The sequence below is a fragment of the Lysinibacillus sp. FSL H8-0500 genome (genome assembly GCF_038051955.1).
Taxonomy (GTDB): Bacteria; Bacillota; Bacilli; order Bacillales_A; family Planococcaceae; genus Lysinibacillus; species Lysinibacillus macroides.
The window spans coordinates 2300269-2326977 of sequence record NZ_CP150292.1 but is presented as its reverse complement, the minus strand read 5'-3'; the positions used below and the strand labels follow the sequence as shown (position 1 = coordinate 2326977).

Annotated in this window: 27 protein-coding genes and 2 riboswitches; of the genes, 16 read left to right on the top strand and 11 right to left on the bottom strand. The window is 38.1% G+C overall.

Features of this window, described 5'->3' with window-relative positions:
- The first annotated feature begins 13 nt into the window (after positions 1-13).
- From MHB44_RS11080 to MHB44_RS11070, 3 genes are all read left to right on the top strand, one after another.
- Positions 14-172 carry a hypothetical protein gene (locus MHB44_RS11080; RefSeq protein ID WP_341302820.1) on the top strand — a complete coding sequence of 53 codons (159 nt, stop codon included), beginning with the start codon at positions 14-16 and terminating at the stop codon, positions 170-172.
- A gap of 548 nt (positions 173-720) precedes the next feature.
- Positions 721-1308: a TetR/AcrR family transcriptional regulator gene (locus tag MHB44_RS11075; protein ID WP_341302819.1), complete on the top strand. Its 588-nt coding sequence runs from the start codon at positions 721-723 to the stop codon at positions 1306-1308.
- Between the two features lie 34 nt (positions 1309-1342).
- Positions 1343-2092 (top strand): hypothetical protein, encoded by a 750-nt coding sequence (locus tag MHB44_RS11070; protein ID WP_341302960.1) that lies wholly within the window; start codon positions 1343-1345, stop codon positions 2090-2092.
- Between the two features lie 423 nt (positions 2093-2515).
- Here MHB44_RS11070 and MHB44_RS11065 read toward each other — a convergent pair whose 3' ends face one another.
- On the bottom strand, positions 2516-3112 hold the full coding sequence (locus tag MHB44_RS11065; protein ID WP_341302818.1) for an SCO family protein: 597 nt from the start codon (positions 3110-3112) through the stop codon (positions 2516-2518).
- A gap of 567 nt (positions 3113-3679) precedes the next feature.
- On the opposite strand from MHB44_RS11065, the gene MHB44_RS11060 reads away from it, so the two are divergent.
- From MHB44_RS11060 to MHB44_RS11040, 5 genes are all read left to right on the top strand, one after another.
- Positions 3680-4015: a DUF485 domain-containing protein gene (locus MHB44_RS11060; protein ID WP_341302817.1), complete on the top strand. Its 336-nt coding sequence runs from the start codon at positions 3680-3682 to the stop codon at positions 4013-4015.
- Positions 4016-5569 carry a cation acetate symporter gene (locus MHB44_RS11055; protein WP_341302816.1) on the top strand — a complete coding sequence of 518 codons (1554 nt, stop codon included), beginning with the start codon at positions 4016-4018 and terminating at the stop codon, positions 5567-5569.
- A gap of 473 nt (positions 5570-6042) precedes the next feature.
- Positions 6043-6381, top strand: a complete 339-nt coding sequence (locus MHB44_RS11050; RefSeq protein WP_341302815.1) for a DUF485 domain-containing protein — start codon at positions 6043-6045, stop codon at positions 6379-6381.
- Entirely contained in the window at positions 6378-7922 is a 1545-nt protein-coding gene (locus MHB44_RS11045) for a sodium/solute symporter (protein WP_341302814.1), read from the top strand. Before MHB44_RS11050 ends, MHB44_RS11045 begins: the two co-directional genes overlap by 4 nt.
- A gap of 65 nt (positions 7923-7987) precedes the next feature.
- Positions 7988-8164, top strand: coding sequence for a hypothetical protein (locus tag MHB44_RS11040; RefSeq protein WP_341302813.1), 177 nt, complete (start codon positions 7988-7990; stop codon positions 8162-8164).
- A 27-nt stretch (positions 8165-8191) separates the two neighbouring features.
- On the opposite strand, the gene MHB44_RS11035 is transcribed toward MHB44_RS11040, so the two are convergent.
- From MHB44_RS11035 to parE, 7 genes are all read right to left on the bottom strand, one after another.
- Complete coding sequence (locus tag MHB44_RS11035) at positions 8192-8941, bottom strand: TatD family hydrolase (RefSeq protein ID WP_341302812.1); 750 nt, start codon at positions 8939-8941, stop codon at positions 8192-8194.
- Positions 8931-9680 carry an ABC transporter ATP-binding protein gene (locus MHB44_RS11030; protein ID WP_341302811.1) on the bottom strand — a complete coding sequence of 250 codons (750 nt, stop codon included), beginning with the start codon at positions 9678-9680 and terminating at the stop codon, positions 8931-8933. The genes MHB44_RS11035 and MHB44_RS11030 overlap by 11 nt, the downstream gene beginning before the upstream one ends.
- Complete coding sequence (locus MHB44_RS11025; RefSeq protein ID WP_341302810.1) at positions 9655-10428, bottom strand: ABC transporter permease; 774 nt, start codon at positions 10426-10428, stop codon at positions 9655-9657. The genes MHB44_RS11030 and MHB44_RS11025 overlap by 26 nt, the downstream gene beginning before the upstream one ends.
- Positions 10428-10718 (bottom strand): thiamine-binding protein, encoded by a 291-nt coding sequence (locus tag MHB44_RS11020; RefSeq protein WP_341302809.1) that lies wholly within the window; start codon positions 10716-10718, stop codon positions 10428-10430. Before MHB44_RS11020 ends, MHB44_RS11025 begins: the two co-directional genes overlap by 1 nt.
- A 1-nt stretch (position 10719) precedes the next feature.
- Positions 10720-11721, bottom strand: coding sequence for an ABC transporter substrate-binding protein (locus MHB44_RS11015; protein ID WP_341302808.1), 1002 nt, complete (start codon positions 11719-11721; stop codon positions 10720-10722).
- A gap of 181 nt (positions 11722-11902) precedes the next feature.
- Positions 11903-12013, bottom strand: a riboswitch (TPP riboswitch).
- A gap of 129 nt (positions 12014-12142) precedes the next feature.
- Positions 12143-14590: a DNA topoisomerase IV subunit A gene (parC, locus tag MHB44_RS11010; RefSeq protein ID WP_341302807.1), complete on the bottom strand. Its 2448-nt coding sequence runs from the start codon at positions 14588-14590 to the stop codon at positions 12143-12145.
- Positions 14587-16563, bottom strand: a complete 1977-nt coding sequence (gene parE / locus MHB44_RS11005; RefSeq protein ID WP_341302806.1) for a DNA topoisomerase IV subunit B — start codon at positions 16561-16563, stop codon at positions 14587-14589. The genes parC and parE overlap by 4 nt, the downstream gene beginning before the upstream one ends.
- A gap of 480 nt (positions 16564-17043) precedes the next feature.
- Here parE and plsY point away from each other — a divergent pair, with 480 nt between their 5' ends.
- The 6 genes from plsY (at position 17044) to MHB44_RS10975 (ending at position 22181) form a co-directional block, all read left to right on the top strand.
- Positions 17044-17646, top strand: a complete 603-nt coding sequence (gene plsY, locus MHB44_RS11000; RefSeq protein WP_341302805.1) for a glycerol-3-phosphate 1-O-acyltransferase PlsY — start codon at positions 17044-17046, stop codon at positions 17644-17646.
- A 21-nt stretch (positions 17647-17667) separates the two neighbouring features.
- A complete protein-coding gene (locus MHB44_RS10995; protein WP_341302804.1) occupies positions 17668-17958 on the top strand; it encodes a HesB/YadR/YfhF family protein in 291 nt (96 codons plus the stop codon).
- Between the two features lie 122 nt (positions 17959-18080).
- On the top strand, positions 18081-19610 hold the full coding sequence (locus tag MHB44_RS10990) for a spore germination protein (RefSeq protein ID WP_341302803.1): 1530 nt from the start codon (positions 18081-18083) through the stop codon (positions 19608-19610).
- Between the two features lie 3 nt (positions 19611-19613).
- The gene (locus tag MHB44_RS10985) at positions 19614-20816 is read left to right on the top strand and encodes a Ger(x)C family spore germination protein (protein ID WP_341302802.1); all 1203 of its coding nucleotides are present in this window, start codon (positions 19614-19616) and stop codon (positions 20814-20816) included.
- A gap of 1 nt (position 20817) precedes the next feature.
- Positions 20818-21051: a hypothetical protein gene (locus MHB44_RS10980; RefSeq protein ID WP_341302801.1), complete on the top strand. Its 234-nt coding sequence runs from the start codon at positions 20818-20820 to the stop codon at positions 21049-21051.
- A gap of 20 nt (positions 21052-21071) precedes the next feature.
- Positions 21072-22181, top strand: a complete 1110-nt coding sequence (locus tag MHB44_RS10975) for an endospore germination permease (protein ID WP_341302800.1) — start codon at positions 21072-21074, stop codon at positions 22179-22181.
- Between the two features lie 42 nt (positions 22182-22223).
- On the opposite strand, the gene metA is transcribed toward MHB44_RS10975, so the two are convergent.
- The 3 genes from metA to MHB44_RS10960 all read right to left on the bottom strand — a co-directional run bounded on the left by metA (position 22224) and on the right by MHB44_RS10960 (position 24769).
- On the bottom strand, positions 22224-23159 hold the full coding sequence (gene metA, locus MHB44_RS10970; RefSeq protein WP_341302799.1) for a homoserine O-succinyltransferase: 936 nt from the start codon (positions 23157-23159) through the stop codon (positions 22224-22226).
- 88 nt (positions 23160-23247) lie between these two features.
- Positions 23248-23359: riboswitch (SAM riboswitch) on the bottom strand.
- Between the two features lie 233 nt (positions 23360-23592).
- A complete protein-coding gene (locus MHB44_RS10965) occupies positions 23593-23976 on the bottom strand; it encodes a hypothetical protein (protein WP_341302798.1) in 384 nt (127 codons plus the stop codon).
- Positions 23969-24769, bottom strand: a complete 801-nt coding sequence (locus MHB44_RS10960) for a HipA domain-containing protein (RefSeq protein WP_341302797.1) — start codon at positions 24767-24769, stop codon at positions 23969-23971. The genes MHB44_RS10965 and MHB44_RS10960 overlap by 8 nt, the downstream gene beginning before the upstream one ends.
- 344 nt (positions 24770-25113) lie before the next feature.
- Between MHB44_RS10960 and MHB44_RS10955 the strand changes: the two genes are divergently transcribed.
- Entirely contained in the window at positions 25114-25791 is a 678-nt protein-coding gene (locus tag MHB44_RS10955; protein ID WP_341302796.1) for a response regulator transcription factor, read from the top strand.
- Entirely contained in the window at positions 25763-26698 is a 936-nt protein-coding gene (locus MHB44_RS10950; protein WP_341302795.1) for a sensor histidine kinase, read from the top strand. The genes MHB44_RS10955 and MHB44_RS10950 overlap by 29 nt, the downstream gene beginning before the upstream one ends.
- Positions 26699-26709: the final 11 nt, after the last annotated feature.

Here is a 26709-nt window from a genome sequence, read left to right as displayed (position 1 = left end):
AATCGAAACAGGGATGGCAACCTTTGAAACAATGGTACCAAGTGAACAAGTGTGGGATAAAAGCCATCATGCAACATTGCGCTTTTTTGCAGAAAAACACAATAGTAGTGGGATGGATTGGCATTTCTCCCGTCTCTATATGCGTCGTTTATTCTGGAGTGAGAGAAGTTAGCGTTTATATATTAAGGGATTGTAAAGGAAAGGTATTGCCTCAAAGCTATTTAAAATACTAATTAAAGAGAGTGAAAAGGCAGGTTTTGGACACTCCAATCATCTATCTTTGCCATTAATACCTCAAGTATTCAATTACATAAAAAGATAAAACTGAAATTGTTGGTACGAGGGGAAAAATTGCTCAGTTATATGAGAAATGGCACGATACAGTTTTAATGGAAAGAAGAAGGTAGCTTCGAAATAAAGTTGCGATTTTTATAATACTTTGGATATATCTAATATGGAACAAAAAAAATCATGGGTAGCCATTGTATTTTTATAAAAAATATTGATCATTTATAATAAAGTTTAATTAAGAATCCTGTGTTGATATGCAGAATTTTTTTGTTCAACAAACAGGTCCTATTATTTAGTAACAAACATGCAATTAACCCCACTCATTTATTTTTCAAAATGAGTGGTTTTCTATAATATTTGACTGAACTATATTCAGTGGTATATCATTGAATGAGATTCAGTCGTAAAGGACACAGTAGGAGATGGATTATGAAGAGAATATCAAAAGAACCAGACGTAAGGCGTCAAGAGTTAATGGATATTGGTTTTGAGTTTTATATGAAAGGTGGAGTAAAAGGATTTAGCATAAAGGATGTCGTTAATCACGCAGGAGTAGCAACAGGATTATTTTATTACTACTTTAAATCTAAAGAAGAGTTCGTTGATGAAATCTTAAATGATTTTATTGTAAATAATATGGAAGAAATTCAACAAATACTTAATTCTGATAAATTGACCGTTATGCAAAAGATGACAGGATCATTAGAAACATTTTGGGTATTTATTGAAAAACTAGCACCATATAAAAATGAGGATTCATTTCAAACAGAACAACATTTTCAGCTCGAGCAAAAAGTATTCATACAAATGCAGCCACTCATACAACAGGTGATTGAAGATGGAGTAAGAACGAGGATTTTCAATACGGATAATCCAATTTTAGCCTCTGGATTTATTTTATACGGGCTCAGTAGCATTGCTCATTCAAAGAAGTTAGATCTAAATAATGACATTAAGAAAGAAATGATTAATTTGGTATTAACCACACTAAAATACAATCAGAAAGAAGACATCTAAAAATTACTGATTTAAGAAACAAAGGAGAATTCATATAAAAATTTATATTGACGGAAAAGACATAACAAACGAACAATTGACAGAATGGAAAAGAAAACGTGTAAAAAAAGTTTTTAAAGTATTAAATTATAAAAGTGCCGAAATAAATAATCCAGATAAGATGAGTGAAAAGCTAGCCGAAATTAAAATAGGCTACTCATATCAAGAAATGTATAACGAATTGGAATCTAAATTGAAATTAAGTGAAATAATAATGCGTATGGGCGCTGCTTTATCTGGAAATAGACGAAAATTTTCTCAAACAGAAATCTATTTAGATGGAATTACAGCTGAAGAGGCTTCGAAGGGCATAGACAATCTTATGTTAAATCAATCACTTGAAAATAATCGGGTAAATTTATCGGCTTGTCCTGACCATTATGCATTAAGACCTTTAGGAAAAAATGAACTCGAAGTAATTGAGACAACTGGAAATTCTCCGTTACCTGTTCAGTTTTTTATTGTTTTTGATGATGAAAGAGGGTTACAAACACCTAGAGATTACTCTTATGAATTTCAATCAGTGGGTGTTGCTCGTTTGAAAGATCACACAGTTATCGGAGGTGTTCGTCACCAATTTAAAGATACTAAAACGGGGATAAAAGTTAAGCTTTCCGTGGAATTTCCTGTGCTTGCTCCTACAAGCATTATCAAATCACATCAAATGCATTTGGCATGTGAATTTTCTTATTGGCTACAATGGATAAAGAATCAAAAAAATAACGACATATCATCCTTGAATTAAAAATTTAAACGCTAAAATGGAAATTTTGCATATAAGGAAGATCACATATTTAATTAATTACTGTAAATTAGAAATTAAAAAGTTAAAGTAAACCAGGATAATTTATGAAGTTGTGGCTATTGTGAAACTGTACATGTAGAAATGATCAAACTTTGTTTTAGATATAAAGATAGACATGGGGTGTTGACGTATTCAAGCCCCCCTCCTCAACAAATAATTTTAGTTTACATAATATAAATTATAGGAAGTTATATTTCAATGAAAAGTATACTAATAACAGTGAGACAGAATTAAAAAAATAAGGCTGGGGTATCTTAATTTGTCCGTTATAAAAGCCTGCTGATTTCTTAAACGAACAAAGCCTTATAAACAGAAAACTCAAGCTATCATGTAATAGCTTGAGTTTTTCACTAGCTAAATGCCTTATTTGCTTTCTTTAATAAGAGCTTTCATATCCGCCACAATGGTTTCAACGGGTACCTCTGTTGCGCCATCATAATCCTTTACAACTGTTCCATCTGCGTTCACTAAATAATAACGTGACATATGTATAACCTGGTCTGAATTTGGATCATTTCTTACCACCGAATTAAAAGATTGGCGTGCAAATTGCTCAATGAATTTTTGTTCATAGCCCGTTAATAGTTGCCACTTGCTTTGATCCACAACATTATACTTACTTAGGTAATCTGCTAATACTTCAGGTTTATCCACCTCAGGATCAACACTAAACGCAACGATTTCATAATCTTCAACATTTTTGTCCTCTAGTGCCTGTTGAACTTCTGTCATATTAAATGTCATTGGTGGACAGACTGTCGTGCAGTTTGTAAAGATAAACATTGCTAGCCATGTTTTTCCCTTTAAATCATCCAAACGAACCTGCTCATTTTGTTGATTCGTCATAGAAAAATCTTGCACCTCTATATTTAATGACGGTTCAAATTTGTAGCTTCCGCAGGCAGTTAATATGCTGCTTATTAGCAGTATTAAAATAAGCACAATACTTTTCTTTTTCATACTATGACTCACTTCCCTTCAATCACCATTTTTATTTTATGCATTCACAAAGTTAAATACAAGCTAATGACCTTATTCATCTATTGCTTTTTGTGTAACAGATACATATTTATCATACTGGATTTTCCAAACAACACAAACTTTTTAGAAATTCTTTCAAAGCTTATTTTTACTATTTTTATTATTTCTCACAATAGCAGATAGTTGTTATATAACAAAGTTTTTCTACTTTTTAACATTTCAGGAATTTCAATTGTACAATAATAAATTACAGAAAATTCTCTTTTATGTTTAAATTTTGTCCTATACTTCTTATTCTCTATCATAAACTATTTTAACAATATTATTTCTATAGAAAACACCTCTTACTTTCTAATAAATCATTTCTAGTAAATCCTTATTATTTCTATGTTCTTCCATTCATTTTGATTTGACTAAAAATTATTAAAAATCAAAATTTAGTATTGCATTATAGGAATCTCCCCCATAAAATAAGTGAATATAACGACGAACCAAAAAGAAATATGTCGTTTAAAACAGAAATATATAACTTTAGGGGGAATAATAATGGCTCACGTTTCAAGCAAAAAACAAGTACAAGCAATTGATTATGATGCAATTGAAGCAATGGAATCATTCAATAGCTTTGTCAAAAGGAAAAATACCTTCCTTTTCTCGATTACAGCAATATTTCTAATCCTTTATATCTTGCTGCCCATCCTTGCTTTCCAACCTGTACTACAACAAAAGTTCTTAGGAAATATTACGGGTGTTTGGGTTTATTCTGCAGGATTATTTATCATGACTATTGTGCTCTGTACAGTATATGTAAAAAAAGCTGCTTCATTTGATAAAGCTGCAGCTGCTGTACTGGCAGAGTATCAAGCGAAAGGCGGAAAATAAATGAATTTAGTATCGGTTGGTTTCTTTTTAGCAATTGTTGGTTTAACGCTTGTTGTGACATATATTGCAGCTAAGCGTACGTCCTCTGCGGCTGATTTTTATACGGCTGGCGGTGGTTTAAAGGGCTGGCAAAATGGGTTTGCCATTGCTGGTGACTATTTATCTGCAGCAGCATTCCTTGGAGTGTCTGGTGCTATTGCTTTAACAGGCTTTGATGGTTTCTTCTTCTCTGTTGGTTATGTAGTAGCCAATTTAGTGCTGCTTTATGTTATTGCTGAGCCTATGCGTAATTTAGGTCGTTATACATTGGCAGATATGCTAACGGCACGCTTTAATGAAAAGCGTATTCGCGGTGTGGCAGCATCAGGCACAATTATTATTGTCATTCTGTATATGATTGCACAGCTAGTTGGTGCTGGTGCACTTATTAAACTGTTATTCGGTATTGAATATTGGATTGCCGTATTAATTGTCGGAGTTATGATGACAACTTATGTATTATTTGGTGGGATGACAGCTACGTCTTGGGTGCAAATCATTAAAGCTACATTGCTATTATTTGGGACAGGCTTATTAGCAACATTAGTATTAGTAAAATTTGATTTTTCGCTTATGAAGATGTTCGATACGATTGCTGTAGATCATGGTGAGGAATTCCTTGTACCAGGAATTAAATATACAAGTACGATTGACTCTGTTTCCATGATGATGGCGTTAGTTTTAGGAACTTCAGGCTTGCCGCATATTTTAATGCGTTTCTTTACAGTAAAAGATGCAAAGACAGCACGTGCTTCTATTTCTTGGACAACTTGGATTACAGCTATTTTCTTCTCATTAACAATTTTCTTAGGGTTCGGTGCATTAAACTTTGTAGGTCTTGATCAAATTCTTGCTGAAAGTAAAGCTGGCAACACGGCTGCCCCACTGCTTGCACAATACTTAGGCGGAGATGTGTTAATGGCATTTATTGGAGCTGTAGCCTTTGCCACAATTTTAGCAGTTGTATCGGGCTTAGTATTAACAGGAGCTTCTGCTATTTCTCATGATATTTATGGGGAAATTATTAAAGATGGAAAATTAACAGAAAAACAACAGGTAATCGCTGCTCGTACAGGCTCTATTTCGATTGCGATTGTATCGATTATTTTAGCTTTATTTGCGCAAAGCTTAAATGTTTCGTTCCTCGTATCCTTTGCATTTTGTATCGGTGCATCTGCAAATTTACCTGTTATCCTTTATACAATTTACTGGAAAAAGTTCAATTCAACAGGTGCTGTAACAGCTATGGTGACAGGTTTAGTATCATGCTTAATTTTAGGAGCAATGGGACCAAATGTTTGGAGTCCTGTTGAAGGTGCTGCTATTTTTGTTGGTACGCCACTTGTTCCGCTTGCTGTACCAGCTATTATTACTATTCCACTGGGCTTTATTGCGGGATACCTTGGTACGATTCTGTCATCCAGTAAAGTTTCAGATGCAGAGGCAGAGCGTATTTATAAAGAAATTCGTGTAAAAGCGAATACAGGTGTCTCTGTATCAGATATTTCTCATTAATAAGTTAGGTAAGCAATGAATCTTCATTCAAAATATACGAAAAAACATGCGAAAAAACCGATTTCTTGTCGATTTTTTCGCATTTTTCGTTATTGTTTTCTACTAAATTACTTATCGAACAATATTATTTCCCTTCCAAAAAACAGAAAAAAACCAATTTTCACTAGGATAATAGTGTTTAATTTCGCTTGAAAAAATCGATTTTTTTTGTAAATTTTCCCTCTATTTTTTATGAAGAACATAGATTACTCTTCACTTCTTTTATTTATCTGAATATTCTAAAACCCTTTGTCTGCTTGACTTTAGAGCGTTTTTTCTCACCTAGGACTATTTTCTAGGAAATTTTTTTTGCATAATTTTTCTGAAATGTATTGCAATTTTGTAAACTGTTTCATAAAATGAAAATGTGAATTCACTAAACTAGCAAAATTAAGTCTTAAGGCAGTAAAAAAACACACAAATGGGGAATGTTAATGGCGAACAATCTAACAAAAAAAGAAATTGTAATTGATTATGAAGCAATTGCAAAGCAGGAATCGTTCAAGGCACTTGTACGAAAGAAAAATTCTTTTCTATGGTCTATGACTGTCATATTTTTAGCAGCTTACATGTTGTTACCAATTTTGACATCATATACGACAATTCTACACCAAAAGGCTATTGGGGAAATCACTTGGGTGTGGATCTATGCTGCAGGATTATTCATTATGACTTGGAGTTTATGTCATCTATACGTAGCAAAAGCGAACAGCTATGATAGAGAAGCAAAAGCAATTATCGCTGAATATGAAAATGGAGGTGGCCGCCGATGAGTTTTACAGCTATATTTTTCTTCGTAGCCATTGTAGGTTTAACATTAGTTATTACATGGTGGGCATCTAAACGTACATCTTCAGCAAGTGACTTCTACACAGCTGGTGGCGGTTTAACAGGCTGGCAAAATGGACTAGCTATTGCAGGTGACTATTTATCTGCAGCGTCCTTCTTAGGTATTGCTGGTGCAGTAGCATTATTCGGATTTGATGGATTCTTCTTCTCTGTTGGTTATTTAGTAGCTTACTTAGTGGTGCTATACATCGTAGCTGAGCCATTACGTAACCTTGGGAAATTTACATTAGCTGATATGATTACAGCGCGCTTTAATAATTCAAAAGTTCGCGGAACAGCAGCTTTAAGTACAATTACAATTGTTTTATTCTACATGATTGCACAGCTAGTTGGTGCAGGAGCACTTATTCAATTACTTTTAGGAATCGACTATTGGATCGCTGTATTACTTGTTGGTGTTATGATGACAACTTACGTATTATTCGGCGGTATGACAGCAACATCTTGGGTACAAATTATTAAAGCTTGTCTTTTAATGTTAGGTACCGTGATTATTTCTTTCTTAGTATTAATGAAATTTGATTTCAGTATTGCGACAATGTTTAAAGAAATGGCAACTGCTACTGATAACGGTGCAGCATATTTAAATCCTGGCTTACGTTATACAGATGGTCTTGATACAATTTCGATGTTAATTGCCTTAGTTGTAGGTACTGCGGGTCTGCCACATATCCTAATGCGCTTCTTTACAGTAAAAGATGCAAAAACAGCTCGTTCATCTGTTATTTGGGCAACTTGGATTGTAGGTCTATTCTATGTATTAACAATCTTCTTAGGCTTTGGTGCAGCAGCATTCGTTGGAAAAGATGCGATTATTGCAGCTAACCCTGCTGGTAACATGGCTGCTCCACTTCTTGCAGAAGCACTTGGTGGCGATATTCTATTCTCATTCGTTTGTGCGGTAGCATTTGCGACAATTTTAGCGGTAGTAGCAGGTCTTGTACTGTCAGGTGCATCTGCCCTATCTCATGATATTTATGGTCAAATTATTAAAAAAGGTCAAATTTCAGAGAAAGAGCAAGTACTTGCAGCTCGTATCGGTTCAATTACAATCTCTGTTATCTCTATCCTATTAGCACTTGGTGCACAAACATTAAATGTTGCGTTCCTAGTATCACTTGCTTTCTGTATTGCGGGTTCTGCTAACCTTCCAGTAATTATTTACACAATCTACTGGAAACGCTTTAATACAGCGGGTGCTGTAACAGCGATGTTAACGGGATTAATTTCAGCATTAGTAATCGTAGCTGTGTCACCGAACGTATGGAATCCAGTTGAAGGTAAGGCAATCTTTGTGGGTGAGCCGTTAATCATGTTAACGAACCCTGCCCTTATTTCCGTACCACTTGGCTTCCTTGGTGGATTCATTGGCACATTGCTTTCTAAAGAAAGTGATGAGGCGAAATATCGTGAAGTTGATGTTAAAGCAAACACAGGTATTTCTGTACAGGACGTATCTCACTAATATGTATAAACACCTCGTAAGTATCATGCTTACGAGGTTTTACTTTTGGAAAGGAGGAAACAATTATGTCCCAATCAAAGGCGAAAAAGAAGCGAAAGCATAGCAAACGGATCAGTGGCAAGGATGTTGAAAAAAATCGCCAGTCTACCCTATTTAGTACGCATGAACGAATAACAAAAACAAAGGACGAGCAATTAGAGCAAGATCACACTAAATATAAAAAGCAGTATCAGGACGATTAAATCGTTGCTGATGCTGCTTTTTAAACGTTAAAGTTGATAGAAGTTTTTTGTGTTTTGCATCAGTATATACGCCGCTTCCTGTGCAGTTAACCCCTTGATAGCCGCAATCATACGAATAGTTGAATGCATCATCCATGGCGCTGTTCGTTTACCTGCAAAAGGCCCCTCAAATGGCCATGGTCCATCCGTTTCCACCATCATCAATTCAATAGGATAGACTTGAATTAATTGCTGAATCTCCTCCTCATACAAACAATCAGGTGTAATAGAGATAAAGTAACCGTGCTGAATCATTCGTTGGACTACTGTCTGATCCCCTTTAAACCAATGAAAATGCGCTTGATTGACCTGATGCTTTTCAAGCAAATCACAGGCAATAGTGGCATCCTCATAAACCGCATGTAAAACAATTGGCTTATGAAGCTCTTTGGCCAACATGATAAAACGTTCTAATAAAGTGATATAGGGACGATTATCAATTGCTTGCTCTTGTCTTAAATAATACGGTAAACCTACCTCGCCCACAGCTACCATATCAGCTGCGTGACAACGAATCCACTCAAATAACGCATCCTCATCTCTTAGGCTTAGCAAAGGCTGCTCAGGATGAAAACCAAAGGCAGCCTTCACTTTACGATACGCTTGTGCTAACCGCCATGTTTTTTCACAAGAAGATAGCTGCATACTCACGGCAATCACCGCATCCACCTCCTCTAGTAAAGAAGGAATTTCCTCAGCCGTATATTGCTCTATATGAATATGAGCATCAATCAACATAGACATCCCCCTTTTCTTCCTGTAAGTATGTAAATAATTGTTGCTTCAACGCTGTAAATGCAGCAGAATGGCGAATTTCCTCTTGCCGTGGTCTAGCAAATGGCACAATCATTTCTTTTTTGATGGAGGCAGGGCGTTTCGTTAATACAAGAATGCGATCTGCTAAAAAAAGGGCTTCCTCAATACTATGGGTCACAAATAAAATCGACTTGCGATATTCCTCCCAAATGGATAAAAGCCATGCTTGCATTTCTAGCCTTGTAAATTCATCCAGTGCGGAAAACGGTTCATCTAAGCATAAAATAGGCTTATCACTGACGATAGCACGTATAAAAGATACGCGTTGTTGCATCCCTCCTGATAATTCATGTGGATACGCATGAATAAAGGATACAAGCCCAACCTTTTCTAACCATGCCTTAGCACGCTCTATATTAGGTTTGCGCTCAAGCTCTTCGACAATTGTGACATTCTCTAAAATAGTACGCCAGGGCAATAAAGAGGATTGCTGTGGCATATAGCCAATTGTTCCTCTTTTTTGCTGAATATCCTCACCATTTAATAAAATAGCTCCTTTATCAATGGACGCTACACCACCAATTAATTGAAAAAGTGTACTTTTACCGCTGCCTGAAGGTCCAATAATGGCTACAAATTCGCCTTCCCTCACCTCAAAGGATAAATCCTCAAGAACTTGAAGGGCGTCAAAGGTCTTAGCGATGTTTTGAATGCTGAGCATGATAGCCTCTCCCCTTCACCATGAATTTTTCAATCAAACGAATACTGCTAAATAATAATAAGCTTAATAAAACAATCGCAAAAATTGCCACAAATACACGATCTGTGCGGAAGGAGGACTGTGCTAAGGTCATATAAACACCAATGCCCTTTTTCGCCCCAAGCCACTCCGCAATAACCGCTCCCATCACGCTGTAGGTAGCAGCGATTTTAATGCCTGAGAAAATCGCTGGATAGGCATAAGGCCATTCTAGCTTCCAAAAGGTTTGTGCCTGTGATGCACCAATCATTTCAAAATAATGCTTTAACGAAGCATCAGTTTGACGGAAACCATCCATCGCGGCAATAACAATCGGAAAAAAGCATACAAGACAAATGATAATCAGCTTTGGTAATAAGCCAAAGCCAAACCAAATAATAAGCAATGGTGCTAAGACAAGAATCGGAATATTTTGCGACATAATCAGAATCGGATAAAATAGCTCACGAATAAATGTAAAACGATGCAAGACAATGGCAACCGTCAAACCACAGCAAATCCCAAGGGCAAGCCCTAATAACGCTAATTGTACCGTTGCAAAAGTATGTGGTAGAAAGGCTTGATACGACTGAAAGCCTTCCCTCACAATACTACTCGGTGCAGGTAGTAGCCAATGAGGAATTTCAGCCACAAGCACAATTAGCTCCCAGACGAATAAGAGGAAGGCGATAAAAAATATCGTCCTTCCCTTGTGCAATGCTTGTTTCATTACTGATATTTCTCCGTTAATGTACTCATCGTAATACCAGATGGCTGATATAAAATTTTCACCTGTGTAATCACATTGATGGCACCAAGTTCAATCATTTTGTCATTCATTTTCTCAATAATTTGCAGCAAGGCTGACAGCTCACCCTCCATTGTTGTTTCCAGTGGATGCACCTCATACTTCACACCAGAAGCATCAATAACAGCAATAGCCGCATCAACATAAGGTATAATATCCTCATATCTTTCTGTTTTTGGGATAATTTGAACACTAATTAATGAATTTGCCATATTAGTTTTTCTCCTTTTTTGGTAAAAAGTCATTGGTAAAGGCTTGCTCAGCATTAAATTCGCCCTCCAACACCTGATTGCTGGACATCCAGTTAGCATAGTTTTCCCAAACGGACAGCTTTTGCTCTCCCCATTGTGCCGCATCATCCTGATACTTATCTGCTAACCATTCTTGACTTTTATGTACCAGTTCTTTATCTAAGTCAGGAGCTGCTTCTAGTAAAATATCAGCTGCCTCACTAGGATGCTCAATTGCATATTCATAGCCTTTTGCTGCAGCAGCAACAAATGCCTTCACCGTGTCAGGATTGTTTTCAATCATCTTTTCATTTGTTGCCAAGACAGGTGTATAATAATCAAGCTGCTCACTATAATCCGTTAGATACAGCATATTAATCTGTTCACCACGAAGCTCTGCCTCAATACCTGTCCATGCATAATAAATCCACGCAAAATCAATATCCTTCTGCATCATGGTAAAGAAATCTAAATCGCCTGCATTTACAATATCAAGCTTATTGATATCGGCGTCCTCTGTTTGCATTAAGGATTGCAATACTGCTTGCTCAAGTGGTGCACCCCAGCCACCATATGTTTTTCCTTCAAAATCCTTTGGCGACGTAATACCCTTTGAGGCAATAGAAGCAAAGCCAGAGGTATTATGCTGAATAATGGCAGCAATGGAGACAAGTGGCACATCCTGTACACGCGCCTGTGTAATGCCTTCCTGATAGCTTACCCCGAACTCCGCTTTCCCAGATGCGACAAGCTGATCAGCTCCCGCCTCACCAGGCATAATAATTTCCACATCTAAGCCCTGTTCCTCAAAATAGCCAAGCTCTTTTGCTACATAAAGCCCTGTATGGTTGGTATTCGGTGTCCAATCCAGGACAACAGAAACCTTTTGGAGTGCATCATCAGCTAGCTTGTCCTCCTTCTCACTACAGCCAATAAGTGCAAGCAGTGCTGTGACTGTCAATACAATAAATGCCCATTTTTTCATGCGTAATCCCCCTAGTTTAAAATATGAAAGCGTTCATACAATGAATGTTAGCACCAGAAGAACATTGGCAAAATGTACGTAAAGCATATTTATGACGCCATCTGTGACATCTCCGCTGAACTAAAATAAAAAACGCCTAGGATTTCTCCCAGACGTCTCACAATCAATCTCCAAAATAATGCTTTTTTGAATAGATGTTCCCTACGCTGGTACGAGCCAAATCAGGTTCAAAGGGTCAGTGCCTATCGGACACAATCTCAGCTAGCCGCTACTAGCCCCCCTACATTCTTTCGCTATGAACTTTTCGATGATTATTATACCCATAGTTGATTGGAAATGACAAGGGCTCGTCTACATTTTTAGATGTATGACTAAAAAAGCACCGACCTGTAACTGGTACAGGTCGATGCGTTCATTTCTACTAACTCTCTTTTACGTCAGCTGGCTCTTTTTTGGCGATTTGCACATGTGAAATCGGCCCATCTGCTACAACATCCACCTTAAAGGAACCATTAGAATGACGATCTGCACGTGTTAAAGCTTGTACATCTAACACCTCCTGCACCCCTTTTTCGGTTTCAATCACAACCTGCTCCTTATCCGTTGCTTGGACAATCGCCACAATACGGTGTGGATTTGCCTTTAATTCTGTTAATACCTTGAGCCCACGTTTTGCTCGATTGGCCATCTCTACTTCAGCAACATTCATTTTCTTCACTGCTCCACGCTGTGTCACAATGACCACATACTGCGTTTCATGAGGCTGTAACACATTCACCCCAACTAAGGCTTCTTCCTCTTTTAGCGTAATGCCTTTCACTCCGCCTGTTTTTACACCTGTTACAGGCAATTCCTCAATTGGAAAACGAATGGCATACGCAGTATCTGTTGTCAGCATAAGCTCTACATCATCTGTCACAAGGGCGGCATAGATCATTGTATCGCCAGCCTTCACATTCATCGTTTTAATTGGCTTCGAATAACGTGTGACAACATAATCTGCTAATGGGGAGCGCTTAATTTGACCATCTTTTGTGGCTGTCAGGATATAGGTATTTGGCTGCTCAAATGTAGCAAAGCCATATACTGCAATAATAGCTTCATCCTCACCTGTCGGTACAATACTGGAAATATGCTGACCAAGCTCCTTCCAGCGAATATCAGGAAGCTCATGAACAGGCTGATAAATATAATTACCTCGATTTGTAAATAGTAACAAATGATGCTGTGTGTTTAAGGTTGCTTCATACAATAAGTAATCCGAGTCCTTCATCGCGCAATCTTGTCCATTGGAAGCGGCATGTGAACGTGTAGATGTACGTTTAATATAGCCATCCTTTGTGACAGTGACCACTACTTCCTCGCTTGGCACAAGCACATCTAAGGTAATTTTAATTTCTTCGATTTCCTGCTCAATTTTGGAGCGACGTGGCTCTGTAAAGCGCTTTTTAATATCCTGTAATTCCTGCTTGATCACACGTATAAGCTTTGTCTCACTTTGCAAAATGCCTTCTAGCTTGGCAATTATTTTATTCAGCTCATCCTGCTCTTTACGAAGCTCTGTAATATCAGTATTGGTTAAACGATATAATTGCAGGCTGACAATCGCCTCTGCTTGTGGCTCTGTAAAATCAAACTTTGCTTGTAAATTTTGCTTAGCATCTTTTTTATCATTCGAAGCACGAATCGTAGCAATAACCTCATCTAAAATAGACAGTGCTTTTATAAGCCCATCTACAATATGGGAACGATCCTTTGCCTTTTGTAAATCATAAATGGCACGATTTGTGACAACTTCCTTCTGATGGGTAATATAGGCATCCAGCAATAATGGCAATGTCATCATAGTTGGTCGACGATTATGAATCGCAATCATATTAAAATTATAAGCTATTTGTAAATCGGTTGTTTTAAATAGATACTGTAAAATCCCTTGTCCTGGTATATCCTTTTTAAGCTCAATGACAATACGCAAGCCTGTACGATCCGATTCATCACGAATTTCAGCAATTCCCTCTAGGCGTTTATCCACGCGTTGCTCATCTATTTTTTTTACAAGATTTGCTTTATTGACATCGTATGGCAATTCTGTAATAACGATTTGCTCCTTGCCACCCTTAATCGACTCCACAACGGCTAGCGCGCGTACAATAATTTTGCCACGACCTGTTTCATAAGCCTTTTTAATACCATCAACGCCTTGAATAATGCCACCTGTCGGGAAATCAGGTCCTTTTATGACCGTCATTAATTCATCCACTGTCGTATTTGGCTTGTCTAAGCGCATTAACACCGCCTCTAATACCTCATCTAGTGCATGCGGTGGAATATCTGTAGCATAGCCAGCAGAAATCCCTGTAGAGCCATTGACCAATAAATTCGGGAAACGTGCAGGTAAAACGGTTGGCTCCATATCCTGGTCATCAAAGTTCGGCACAAACTCCACTGTTTTCTTACCAATATCTCGCAGCATTTCAGCCGCAATAGTAGAAAGCCTTGCCTCTGTATAACGCATCGCAGCAGGTGGGTCTCCATCAACTGAGCCATTGTTGCCGTGCATTTCAATCAGCATATGACGTGCCTTCCAATCCTGACTCATACGTACCATCGCTTCATAGACAGAGCTATCCCCATGTGGATGGTAATTACCAATAACATTCCCGACAGTTTTAGCCGATTTACGGAATGGCTTATCATGTGTATTGCCCTCTGTGTGCATCGCATATAGAATACGACGCTGCACAGGTTTAAGACCGTCGCGTGCATCAGGCAACGCGCGGTCTTGAATAATATATTTACTATAGCGACCAAAACGGTCACCCATTACTTCTTCTAAAGGTAAATCCTGAAACACTTCTATACTACTCATGCTTGGCCCTCCTCTTGTTGGATGAATTCATTATCTAAAATATTGGCATCATCCTCCATACCGAAGTCTACATTCGCTTCGATCCATTTACGACGTGGCTCCACCTTATCCCCCATTAACGTCGTGACACGTCGTTCTGCTCGTGCACCATCCTCAATTGTGACACGAATTAATGTACGTGTTTCAGGGTTCATCGTTGTATCCCACAGCTGGTCTGCATTCATCTCACCAAGTCCTTTATAGCGCTGTAGTATGTAACCCTTGCCCACTTTTTTGATGGCCTTTTGTAAATCACTTTCTGTCCAAGCATATTCAACCACTTCTTTTTTCCCTGTTCCTTTAGACACTTTATATAATGGTGGCAGTGCAATAAAGACTTTCCCATCCTCAATAAGCGGACGCATATAACGATAGAAGAACGTTAATAGCAAGACTTGAATATGTGCCCCGTCTGTATCCGCATCAGTCATAATGACAACCTTATTGTAAGCAGAATCTTCAACGGAGAAATCTGAACCGACACCTGCCCCAATCGCATGAATAATGGTTGAAATTTCCTCATTTTTCATAATATCTTGCAGCTTTGCCTTTTCGGTATTAATGACCTTCCCTCGCAATGGTAAAATGGCCTGGAATGTGCGATCACGTCCTTGCTTGGCTGAGCCACCTGCAGAATCACCCTCGACTAAATACAGCTCATTTTTTGCCGCATTACGTGACTGAGCTGGGGTTAATTTTCCTGATAAAATCGTACTTCCCTTTTTATTTTTCTTGCCATTTCGTGCATCCTCACGTGCCTTTCGAGCCGCTTCTCGCACTTGCTGGGCACGAATTGCTTTTCGTACAAGAGAGGCTGATAATTCCGCATTTTCCTCCAGCACATATAAAATTTGCTCCGATACAACACTATCTACAGCGGAACGAGCCTCACTTGTACCAAGCTTGCCCTTTGTTTGTCCCTCAAATTGTAGTAAATGCTCTGGAATTCGCACAGACACGATGGCTGCTAAACCCTCTCGAATATCCGTTCCTTCTAGGTTTTTATCCTTTTCCTTCAGCAAGCCAATTTTCCTAGCATATTCATTAAAAACGCGTGTGAGTGCCGCTTTTGCACCTGTTTCATGTGTCCCACCATCACGTGTACGCACATTATTGACAAAGGATAAAATCGTTTCGGAATAGCCATCGTTATATTGGAAAGCAAACTCTACTTCGATATCATCCTGTATGCCTTCTACATATTTCACAGGATGAAGGACATCTTTTTCTTCATTCAAATACGCAACGAAAGCTTCAATACCGTTCTCATAAAAGAACACATCCTTTTTGCCTTCCTCGCGCTCATCAATTAATTCAATTTTTAAGCCCTTTAATAAAAAAGCTGACTCACGTAAACGCTCTGCTAATGTATCGTAGTTAAATTTTGTCACAGAGAAAATCGTTTCATCTGGTAGAAAATGAACCAGTGTCCCTGTTTGCTTTGTCTGTCCAATTTCTTCAAGCGTTGTTACGGGATGTCCACCGTTTTCAAAGCGCTGACGATATTTTTTCCCATCGCGATGAATCGTTACCTCTAAAAAGGTTGATAGCGCATTCACAACAGAGGAGCCTACACCATGCAAGCCGCCACTTGTCTTATAACCGCCCTGCCCAAATTTCCCGCCAGCATGTAATATCGTAAAAATAATTTCAGGGGTTGGCTTGCCCATTTTATGCATACCTGTTGGCATCCCACGGCCAAAGTCACGCACACTTACACTTTGATCTTTATGAATCGTGACAATAATATGAGCTCCAAAGCCAGCCAGTGCTTCATCCACCGCATTATCTACGATTTCATACACAAGGTGGTGAAGTCCACGGCCATCCGTTGAACCGATATACATGCCGGGTCGTTTGCGTACCGCTTCTAATCCTTCTAATACTTGTATGGCGTCATCATTATAGACGCTAGGTGACTGTTTATTCGTCAAAAAATTCCCCTCCAAAAACAAACGCATGTTCTATTGCTATTCTCATCCTAATCAATCATAGCATTTCCTGTCAAGATCTAGCGACAGGTCTTATTTAATTTTACTCTTTTCAATAGTAAACATCTTCAACACTTTCTTAAAAATGGGATTTAAGCAAGTTAAGTAGCTGCTCTTCTCTTAGTCGTAACATTTGACGCATCATTACGCATTTAGTTGCAAAATAAACTACACACCAATCCTCCATACATCATCAGCAAACATGCTAAAGATAGACTTCTATTCTATCAAAGGAAGGAACAATTGACAAAATGACCATTATCCCTATATTTGCGTTGCTACTCTCTAATGATTGGATTGTCTAACTATTTGAATTCAAGGCTTCCTGTGAATTCTCCTTCCGAACATTGTAGATTCACAAGAAAAAGTGTAAAATACTTGTGACAAACTATTCGTATCAAGTGAAGGAAAGGTGTCTACCTTATGGTGAATGGACTTATTATTTTATGCGCTTATCTAATTGGCTCTATACCTTCTGGGCTATGGATAGGCAAACTTTTTTATCATACAGATATTCGTGAACATGGAAGCGGTAACCTTGGTGCAACCAATACCTTTCGAATATTAGGGAAAAAAGCAGGGATTGTTGTCACGGTGATGGATGTTTTAAAGGGAACAGCGGCTGTTTTACTAGTATCATTGCCCGTTTTCGCAGACAGCCCTATCCATCCATTAGTGCTTGGTCTAGTTGCCGTAATTGGTCATATGTTCCCTATCTTTGCTAATTTCCGCGGTGGAAAAGCGGTGGCAACCTCTGCTGGTGTGTTACTTGGTTATTCATGGCCCCTATTTGTCCTGTTATTTATAACATTTATTGTGACATTAAAAATAACAAAAATCGTTAGCTTAACCTCTATGATCGCCGCATTAGTAGCACTTATCTATGCAATCGTTTATTATTTTGTTACAGGCGATTTTGCATTAGGCATCCTAGTAGCCTTTTTATTTACCTTTATTATTTATCGTCACCGCGCCAATATTGGCCGTATTAAAAATGGCACGGAGCCAAAGGTAAAATGGCTTTAGAGAAGAGAGGAGCATGTACGTATGGACATTGCATTGACAGATCAAGCGCTACAATGGTTTAAACAAGAGATGGAAGTCGAGCCTGGTGATACAATTCGTTTTTATGCTCGCTATGGCGGCTCTAGCCCCTTTCATGAGGGCTTTTCACTTGGCATGACACGTGAGGAACCAATTGCGATTGGTGTTGAAACCGTTATTGATGATGTAACCTATTACATTGAGGAAAAGGACTTATGGTTTTTCAACGAGCATAATTTACATGTAGACGTTGATACAAATAATGATGAATTACAATACGACTATCGTACATAAAGCAGTATATCTCCTTCGAGCTACGTGGGAGATATACTGTTTTTTAATGGCTTCCTTCGTTTATCTCCTTCTAAAGTTGTCTATTCTATAAATAATGAACGTCCATTTGAGGAGGAACGCACATGTCTCTGTCTAACAATACCAATACCTCCCCATTCCATGAAGTATTAAACGAATCCCTAGAAAAAAATCTAAAGATAATTGATCATACACTTGGTCATAGTAACGATATCATGGTACGTAAAATAACCGTTGGCCACCATACCCTGGCCATGATTGCTATTGATGGCTTAGTCGATAAAACAATGATTGCGGATGCAGTGATTGATAAGCTGATGATGCATAGCGAGGAAGAGCATGAGTTTGATATTTCAACCATTTATCAACATATTCGAAATTCCTTTTTAACAGTGGGTGACATCGCCAATATCGAACATTTTACAGCACTCTATCAAGCAATTCTTAATGGCGAAACCGTGATCTTGTTGGACGGCTTGGCATCAGGCTTTGCTACAAACACAAAACATGCCAGAGATCGAGCTGTCACAGAGCCATCCACCGAATCAGTGATTAGAGGACCAAAGGAAGCTTTTACTGAAACATTGCGTACCAATACAGCATTAATTCGTCGAAAAATTAAAAGTCCTAATCTTTGGATAAAGTCACGTGTAATTGGCGATGTCACACAAACAGATGTAGCCATCGTGTATATCAATGGCATTGCTAATGATAAAATTGTCGCTGAGGTATTAGCACGTTTAGATCGCATTGATACAGATAGCATACTAGAAAGTGGCTATATTGAGGATTATATTCAAGATGCTAAAACCTCTATCTTTCCCACTATCTATAATTCTGAGCGCCCTGATGTCATTGCTGGCGAATTATTAGAAGGCAAAATAGCAATAATTGTTGATGGTACCCCCTTTGTTTTGGTTGTACCTGCATTATTTACTTCTTTTCTACAATCAGCAGAAGATTACTACCAGCACTGGTTTATTAGCTCACTCATTCGTATATTGCGATTTTTTGGTATTAGCCTAGCCTTAGTCGCTCCCTCGCTCTATGTAGCGATTACCACCTTTCATCAGGAAATGCTACCAACACCAATGCTGATTAGTATTGCTGCCCAACGAGAAGGCGTGCCCTTTCCTGCTGTAGTGGAAGCACTCATTATGGAGGTTGCCTTTGAAATATTACGAGAGGCAGGGCTTCGTATGCCAAGAACCATTGGGCCTGCTGTCTCCATTGTGGGTACTCTTGTTATTGGACAGGCCGCTGTAGATGCTGGTGTGGTGTCAGCGGTAATGGTTATTATTGTGGCCTTAACAGCGATTTGCAGCTTTTTATTTCCAGCTTATGGCTTATCAAATACCATTCGTGTGCTACGCTTTCCCCTAATGATTATAGCTGCTATGTTTGGCTTATTTGGTGTAATGTTTGGCATTATGCTTATTATTCTTCATCTATGCAGCATTCGTACATTTGGTGTACCTTATTTAAGCCCATTTGCACCATTTATCTTAAAGGATCAAAAGGATGCATTTCTGTTGCTCCCACGTCGATGGTTACGAACACGACCTCGCCTGATCAATCAAAAAAACATGGTAAGAGGGCACGCCTATATCAACCGCAAAGGGCGAAAGGAATAAGATATGGCTAAAGTAAAAGGGATTGGCTTACTATGCATCCTTACCATACTTCTAAGTGGATGCTGGAGTAAACGTGAATTAAATGAATTAGCGATTGTCGTAGCACTTGGCATCGATAAAGTCGAAGATCACTTTGAAATAACGGTGCAAATTGTTGATCCTAGTGAGATTTCTGTACGACAGGTCTCCACTCAGCGCGCCCCAGTCATTACCTATCATGCACAGGGTGAGACTATCTTTGAGGCAATCCGAAAAATGACAACGGTTGCGGCCAGAAAGCCGTATTTTTCCCATCTCCAAGTCGTTGTGTTAGGAGAGGACCTTGCAAAAGAGGGGATTGATGAATCACTTGATTTAATTGCACGAGATCATGAATTTCGAAATGATTTCGATGTCATTATGTCCTATGAGGCGACAGCGAAGGAAGTGTTAAATATACTAACACCCATTGAAAAAATACCTGCCAATAAAATGGTCAATTCTCTGCGAACCTCTGAAAAAGCTTGGGGCTCTACAATTGCTGTCAATATAGATGAATTAGTCGATATGCTTCATAAAGAAGAGAGAGGTGCCATTCTTACAGCTATTGAAATCCATGGTGATAGGAAATTAGGAATGGATCAAACAAATGTACAACGGGTAAAAACCTCTGCTTGGCTACAGTATGCAGGTTTAGCTGTTTTTAAAGACAATCAATTCGTGGGATTACTATCAGAGGAAGATAGTAAAAGCATTAGCTTTCTGAACGACACCATTAAAAGTACGGTGGAAAGAATCGCCTGTCCTGAAAAAGGAACTTTGTCTATGGAAATCACGCAATCCCATACCAAAATAAAAGGTACTTTTGAGCGTGGGACACCGAAAATTGATGTACAAATCAATATTATTCAAAATGTGGATGAAGTAGGGTGTACGATCAATCTCATGGAAAGTGCCACCATGGATTATATCAACCAAAAGACCGCGCAAAGCATCCAGAAACGAATTGAAAAAACATTAGAGACGATTCAACAATACTATCAAGTCGATATTTTGGGATTTTGTGATGCCCTACATCGAGCTGATGCAAAGCAGTGGAAAAAAATCAAAGCGGATTGGCCTACCATGTTTCCAGAATTGCAGGTCAATGTGGATGTAAAGGTGAAGACACAAAGTATAGGCACTCTGCAAAACTCCTTATTAGATATGCCAAAGGAGGAAGAATAGCATGATTCTGGCAATAGCAATTATTATACTTTCCATTATTATTGCTCTACTATCGGTTCCAACGCTAAAAAAGCTACAAGACACAAAGACGATTGTAGTATTTTCTATTCTTTTACTAATTGGCACAGCTTTAAATATAGGAATCGCTCTTAAAATCAATATTCCAAGTCCATTAGACGTTATTACCTTTATCCTTACACCTATTAAAGAGTATATTGTGTCATTCACCAAATAGCTACATGGAGGAGTCAGTAGATGGAAAAAGAAATGATTAGTTCAAGACAGTTCACCATTATTACAATACTCTATTCCATCGGTACGGCTATCTTATTTATCCCTGCCAGCATTACGAATATGGCCAAGCAGGATGCGTGGATTGCGGCAAGTATTGGTGTCATACTCAGTTTATTCATTGTAAAATTATTGCTAACCCTAGCTAAGCAAACTCCTACCCTGACATTTGTTGAGGTAAATAAGAAAATTTTAGGACGCTTTTTTGGCACTCTCACAACGATGTGCTTTTTAATCACAACCATTCTTTCAACAGGCGAATTATTATATTTTATTGGTATTTTTATGCAAACAGAGATTATGCCAGAAACACCTACGATGGCCTTTGCTCTGCTTTTTAGCATTATTATTATGTATGCAGCCTACTTAGGTATTGAAACCTTTGCACGTTCTGCTGAAATTCTCTTTCCGCTATTTTTCTTGATTTTTATTTTTTTCGTGATTTGTATTGCACCACAAATTACGTTTGACAATATACAGCCGATGTTGGAGGCTACGAAAACATCGATGCTCTATAGTATTGCACGCTTTTTAAGTATCTTTTCATTTCCATTAGTGGTGCTATTAATGCTTTATCCAATAACGGTCAATGTACAGCATTCTGCACAAAAAGGCTTTTATAGAGGCACTATTATTGGTGGGGTTGTTCTTACAACAATGGTAACACTCTGCATACTTGTCTTAGGACCCGATAACACTGCTGCTCGAACATTTCCTAGCTATGCGCTTGCACAAAGAATATCAATCGGTAATTTTTTGCAGCGCATTGAAGTGATAATGGCGTTTATGTGGATTACGACTCTGTATATTCGAACATTTATGTACTTCTATGCAAGTGTTGTAGGACTTGCCCAGATGCTAAATATCAAGGATTATCGACCCCTTGTTGTGCCAATGGGCTTAATGATACTTGGACTATCGCAAATTGTGCATCCAAATATTATTCATTCCAATAACTACAATAATGAAATTTGGCCTATTTTATCATTTATCCTAATGATTTTACTGCCTATTCTATTGCTAGTGGTGGCTATTATTCGAAAGCCTAAGCCACAAAAGAAGGAAGAAGTCTAATTTCCTCTGCATAGCGAGAAGAAATTAGACTTTATTGATAAACTAAATATGATATTCAAGCTCTTCCACCAAATCCCATTCATATGGTGTTTCTTGATAAACATAGTAGTTCAACCAGTTTGAAAATAATAAATGCGTATGGGCACGCCATGTATTGATGGGAGCTTGTGTTGGGTCATCATTTGGAAAATAATTAACAGGCACTGCCGTAGCAAGCCCCTTCTCCATATCGCGATGATATTCATCCGCCAATGTTGTCGCATCATACTCTAAGTGACCTGTAATCATAATATTTTTATTATCCTTCGATTGTACAATAAAGACTCCTGCATCCTCTGAATAGGACAATAAACGTAAATCAGGGTGATTACGTACCTCATCAATGGAGACAGAAGTATGGCGTGAATGCGGCGCTGTAAATAAATCGCTAAAACCACGCACTAAATCAACCGTTAAATCGGTAATAACATGGGAATAAACCCCTGAGCATTTAGCAGGAAGCTCAAACTTACCAATACCATAATGATGATAGAGTGCTGCCTGTGCCCCCCAACAAATATGAAGAACAGATGTCACATTGGTTTTGGACCAATCCATAATTTCCTTTATTTCTTGCCAATAGTTCACGTCCTCAAATTCCATTTTCTCGACGGGCGCTCCTGTAATAATCATGCCATCATAGCGACGATGACGAATTTGCGAGAATGTTGTGTAAAATAGCTGTAAATGTGATTTACTCACATTTTTTGATTTATGTGTCGCCGTATTTAAAAAGGTAATATTAACCTGTAACGGCGTATTTCCTAATAAGCGTAGCAATTGCAATTCTGTTTTTTCTTTTTCAGGCATTAAATTTAAAATTAATATACTTAACGGACGAATTTGCTGTGTTCTTGCGCGATCCTCTTCCATCACGAAGATTTTTTCCTCACGTAAATGTTCTCCAGCTGGTAAATTTTTCGGAATATTAATTGGCATCTTGCATTCCCCTCTCTGTTATTGCTTACAATTAAAAAATCCCTCTCATTCCATACGAGATAGAATGAGAAGGATTTTTTCACGTCCACTCTTATCTCTCAAAGGAAAAATCCTTTGCTGGAATTAGCACCTTTCTAACCATTGTTAGAGGTTGCTGAAGCGTCATCGGGCCAAATCCCTCTGCTTTCTCTTGATAAGGTTTATTTAACTACATCGAATTGTAGCACTATTTAAAATATTTGACAATAGGGTTTAGCATTCCTCTGTTGAAAAACACCCTACTTCTTTTGTCAACTTTTATAATCTTGTTGTATAACATACGAAAAGGTTTAAGTCTACTGAAGAAATTTCTGCTACAATTTTATCAAGCCTATTTTCCGCAACAACAATTTCATCGTGATATCCATCATCAATTTCCTGTCGTTGCTATGCATTAAGCTTCTTCAGGATAATAAAGGTTTTTTCGCAAACAAACATCCCTATGTGTCAATGTTTCTCCATCAAATCGCAACCAAATTTCATCATCCGCCATCACCCCATGCGTTTTTCGCACAATGCCCCAGCGATTAAATGCCTGCATACCAAGACTTTCCAACAATTCATCCGCATTAGCACGAGTAGGAGGGAAAGTGCGCCATTTCAACCATTTCTCAAGCTCCTCGATTGTAATATGCCCCTCCATATTCGGTGAAAACTGCTTATTAAAATCATCAATATAATTTATAACATACGGTGTTCCACCATTCATAGGCTTTAAATCCACTCGTGCAATAATATCATCCATCCACATCACATCAAACTTCAAATAATCAATCATCACAATCACTTCCTTCATAGAAAAGATGGGCAAAACTAGGGTCATTTAATTGCGAAAGTAACACTTGCTTTGCTCGTCCAAAATCAATAACCGTTGTTTCAAGTAATTGCAGTAGCTTTGCCTTATTAATAAATGCAGGTCCCCTATATAGGGCGAGCTGTTTTGAGAAGTTAGAATTAAATGGTTTTGCTTTCACTTTTCTTTTTAAAATGCTCAATGGCTTACCTAGCGGATAGTCTTTTTCATCCGATAAAAAACTAAGTCCATTATCAAAAATTGGTGCAAGTCGCCATGATTTTCTGGTAGGATCATAGAGAAATAAAATATTATTTGTATGACGATCTTCGTTCAAAATAAGCGCATCAAATGCAAGCAAACGAGCCACTTCTGTTCGTACATCCAGCCCAGTAAATACTTCAACCTGTTGCATCAACTGTTCAAATTTCTCTGCTGTCGATAATGCCGTATGATTTAAAATGGCATCTGTTGTTGTGAAATTGGCTTCAAATAAACGTTCGAGTGTAACTTCCTGTAGCTTGCCTCGAAAGTCATAGGAGTAACAGCCAATAGCTGTATCTCCATTCGGTAAAAGGATTTCACAAGGGCTATATGCAACATATTCCTTTATGGTAGAGCAGGATAAGATAAGGGATGCCAATACCTCAGCCTGTCCTTCATAGCCTAGTGTATTTTTTTTAATCCACCTATTGTTCACATGCCATTTCGATTGATCCCCCTTACTTGAAGTACTGATTATTTGGACTGCTTCTGCGGGAATAACGACTTTCTCCATATGGTTCACATCCTTCTATCCAACTATATTTCATGAAGTTATCCATCAAAAAAATTTGTTATGTTGGCTTCGTTCATTTCGTCACATTATGGTCTATATAATACAGAAATTTAGAAAAACCTGCTGTAATCGTTATTGTCATCTTTTATTTCATAATACCTACCACTAATTATAAATGAATGTGACGGTAGTGCCATTATCACCTTCAAAAATCTTTTGAATCATTATTATACTACAGAAATGAAGAGAACGAGATTTGAACTTTTTAGTGCCCTCCCCAGCAACAACCTTTTTAATCTAGGAGGAAATGTTTTCATGGTGTATCATTAATGCGAGGTGAAATCATGATAAAAATCGCAGTAGTTGAAGATGATGAGCTGTTAAAAAAGTACATCAAGGAATATTTACAAGCCAATCACTATACGGTTTTTTTAATTGATGAGTTTGGCGATGTGCTTACGCAAATTGAAGAAATTCAGCCGGATTTAATTTTATTGGATATTAATTTGCCGCAATATGATGGCTTTTTTTATACAAAAATTTTGCGTAAACGTCTGACAACTCCCTTGATTATTTTATCAGCAAGAAGTGATGAATCTGAACAAATTCGAGGTATTACACAAGGGGCTGATGATTATATAACGAAGCCCTTTAGCATGGGCATTTTGCTTGCCAAAATCGAAGCGGTGCTACGTAGAGTAACACCACAAACAACACAGCTAGCCATTGATGCGCTTGTCTTAAACTGTGATAAAATGGTACTTTCCTATCTCGGAGAGGTGTTAGAGCTTAGTAAAAATGAGTTTAAATTAATGAAGCTATTTATGCAAAGCCCTCACACGGTCATCACAAGAGAAGAGTTACTAACAGAGCTTTGGGATGATGGGCATTTTGTCGATGATAATACGCTATCCGTTAATATGACACGCTTGAAACTCAAGCTAAAATCCCTACAAATTGTGGATGCATTTGTCACGAAAAGAGGGGTCGGCTATGTTTTTACACCGCCTATGGCAAAATAGCAAATGGTTTATTTTGCTATACTTTGCCAATACAGCAATGCTCACACTGTATTTTTATTTATACGGCACATTAGAGGAAACTTGGTATCCCTTTGTTTTAAGCAGTTTTTTGCTCCTCATTGCACTCGTGATACAAGCAGTGAAGCTATGGCATTTTGAACAGAACTTAGCACGTGCTAAGGCAGGCACTATGGTCAAAAATGCGCATATAGCGATTCAAGCATTGCAAGAAGTCCATCAGCAATATCGCAACGAGCTCAATCGACAAAGCCTACAAACCGAAGAACAGCTCGCTATTATTTCACAGTGGATTCATAATTTAAAAGTTTCAGTAAACGTTATCCAACTAGCAAGTGAGAGCAACCATACACAGGCGAAGGAGGATATCCTAAAAGAAAGCGAGAAAATGGCACATAATTTAGAACAGTGCCTGCAAATGTTACGGCTTGCTGACTTTGCGCAGGATTATGTGGCAAAGCAAACCACTATAAAAACGATACTTGAAGCCGTATTAAGGGACAATAAAACGCTCTTTATTTATGAAGGCATTTTCCCTAACGTTTCACTAACAGAGGAAATTATTTATACAGATGAAAAATGGTGCAAGTTTTTGATTACACAGCTTCTCACAAATGCTGTGAAATATAGTACAAACGGGCAAACAATACTGATTTACAATGAAGGCAAGCAGCTTTATATCAAAGACACAGGATTAGGCATTCCAATGGAAGATTTACCACGCATTTTTGATCCCTTTTTCACAGGGCAAAATGGACGGCTTTATCGCAATTCCTCAGGTGTCGGGCTATTTTTAGCGAAGCAAATTGCCGATCAATTACATCATCAGCTTACAATCACATCAGAAAATGGCACAACCGCCATGTTATCTTTCGAAAATGAAAGATAAGGTCACGAAAT

Excerpts from the sequence above, each read along its gene's own strand:
- MHB44_RS11080 (WP_341302820.1), top strand. The coding sequence starts at position 14 with ATGGCAACCTTTGAAACAATGGTACCAAGTGAACAAGTGTGGGATAAA.
- MHB44_RS11075 (WP_341302819.1), top strand. The coding sequence starts at position 721 with ATGAAGAGAATATCAAAAGAACCAGACGTAAGGCGTCAAGAGTTAATG.
- MHB44_RS11065 (WP_341302818.1), bottom strand. The coding sequence starts at position 3,112 with ATGAAAAAGAAAAGTATTGTGCTTATTTTAATACTGCTAATAAGCAGC.
- MHB44_RS11060 (WP_341302817.1), top strand. The coding sequence starts at position 3,680 with ATGGCTCACGTTTCAAGCAAAAAACAAGTACAAGCAATTGATTATGAT.
- MHB44_RS11055 (WP_341302816.1), top strand. The coding sequence starts at position 4,016 with ATGAATTTAGTATCGGTTGGTTTCTTTTTAGCAATTGTTGGTTTAACG.
- MHB44_RS11050 (WP_341302815.1), top strand. The coding sequence starts at position 6,043 with ATGGCGAACAATCTAACAAAAAAAGAAATTGTAATTGATTATGAAGCA.
- MHB44_RS11045 (WP_341302814.1), top strand. The coding sequence starts at position 6,378 with ATGAGTTTTACAGCTATATTTTTCTTCGTAGCCATTGTAGGTTTAACA.
- MHB44_RS11040 (WP_341302813.1), top strand. The coding sequence starts at position 7,988 with ATGTCCCAATCAAAGGCGAAAAAGAAGCGAAAGCATAGCAAACGGATC.
- MHB44_RS11035 (WP_341302812.1), bottom strand. The coding sequence starts at position 8,941 with ATGTTGATTGATGCTCATATTCATATAGAGCAATATACGGCTGAGGAA.
- MHB44_RS11030 (WP_341302811.1), bottom strand. The coding sequence starts at position 9,680 with ATGCTCAGCATTCAAAACATCGCTAAGACCTTTGACGCCCTTCAAGTT.
- MHB44_RS11025 (WP_341302810.1), bottom strand. The coding sequence starts at position 10,428 with ATGAAACAAGCATTGCACAAGGGAAGGACGATATTTTTTATCGCCTTC.
- MHB44_RS11020 (WP_341302809.1), bottom strand. The coding sequence starts at position 10,718 with ATGGCAAATTCATTAATTAGTGTTCAAATTATCCCAAAAACAGAAAGA.
- MHB44_RS11015 (WP_341302808.1), bottom strand. The coding sequence starts at position 11,721 with ATGAAAAAATGGGCATTTATTGTATTGACAGTCACAGCACTGCTTGCA.
- parC (WP_341302807.1), bottom strand. The coding sequence starts at position 14,590 with ATGAGTAGTATAGAAGTGTTTCAGGATTTACCTTTAGAAGAAGTAATG.
- plsY (WP_341302805.1), top strand. The coding sequence starts at position 17,044 with ATGGTGAATGGACTTATTATTTTATGCGCTTATCTAATTGGCTCTATA.
- MHB44_RS10995 (WP_341302804.1), top strand. The coding sequence starts at position 17,668 with ATGGACATTGCATTGACAGATCAAGCGCTACAATGGTTTAAACAAGAG.
- MHB44_RS10990 (WP_341302803.1), top strand. The coding sequence starts at position 18,081 with ATGTCTCTGTCTAACAATACCAATACCTCCCCATTCCATGAAGTATTA.
- MHB44_RS10985 (WP_341302802.1), top strand. The coding sequence starts at position 19,614 with ATGGCTAAAGTAAAAGGGATTGGCTTACTATGCATCCTTACCATACTT.
- MHB44_RS10980 (WP_341302801.1), top strand. The coding sequence starts at position 20,818 with ATGATTCTGGCAATAGCAATTATTATACTTTCCATTATTATTGCTCTA.
- MHB44_RS10975 (WP_341302800.1), top strand. The coding sequence starts at position 21,072 with ATGGAAAAAGAAATGATTAGTTCAAGACAGTTCACCATTATTACAATA.
- metA (WP_341302799.1), bottom strand. The coding sequence starts at position 23,159 with ATGCCAATTAATATTCCGAAAAATTTACCAGCTGGAGAACATTTACGT.
- MHB44_RS10965 (WP_341302798.1), bottom strand. The coding sequence starts at position 23,976 with ATGATTGATTATTTGAAGTTTGATGTGATGTGGATGGATGATATTATT.
- MHB44_RS10960 (WP_341302797.1), bottom strand. The coding sequence starts at position 24,769 with ATGGAGAAAGTCGTTATTCCCGCAGAAGCAGTCCAAATAATCAGTACT.
- MHB44_RS10955 (WP_341302796.1), top strand. The coding sequence starts at position 25,114 with ATGATAAAAATCGCAGTAGTTGAAGATGATGAGCTGTTAAAAAAGTAC.
- MHB44_RS10950 (WP_341302795.1), top strand. The coding sequence starts at position 25,763 with ATGTTTTTACACCGCCTATGGCAAAATAGCAAATGGTTTATTTTGCTA.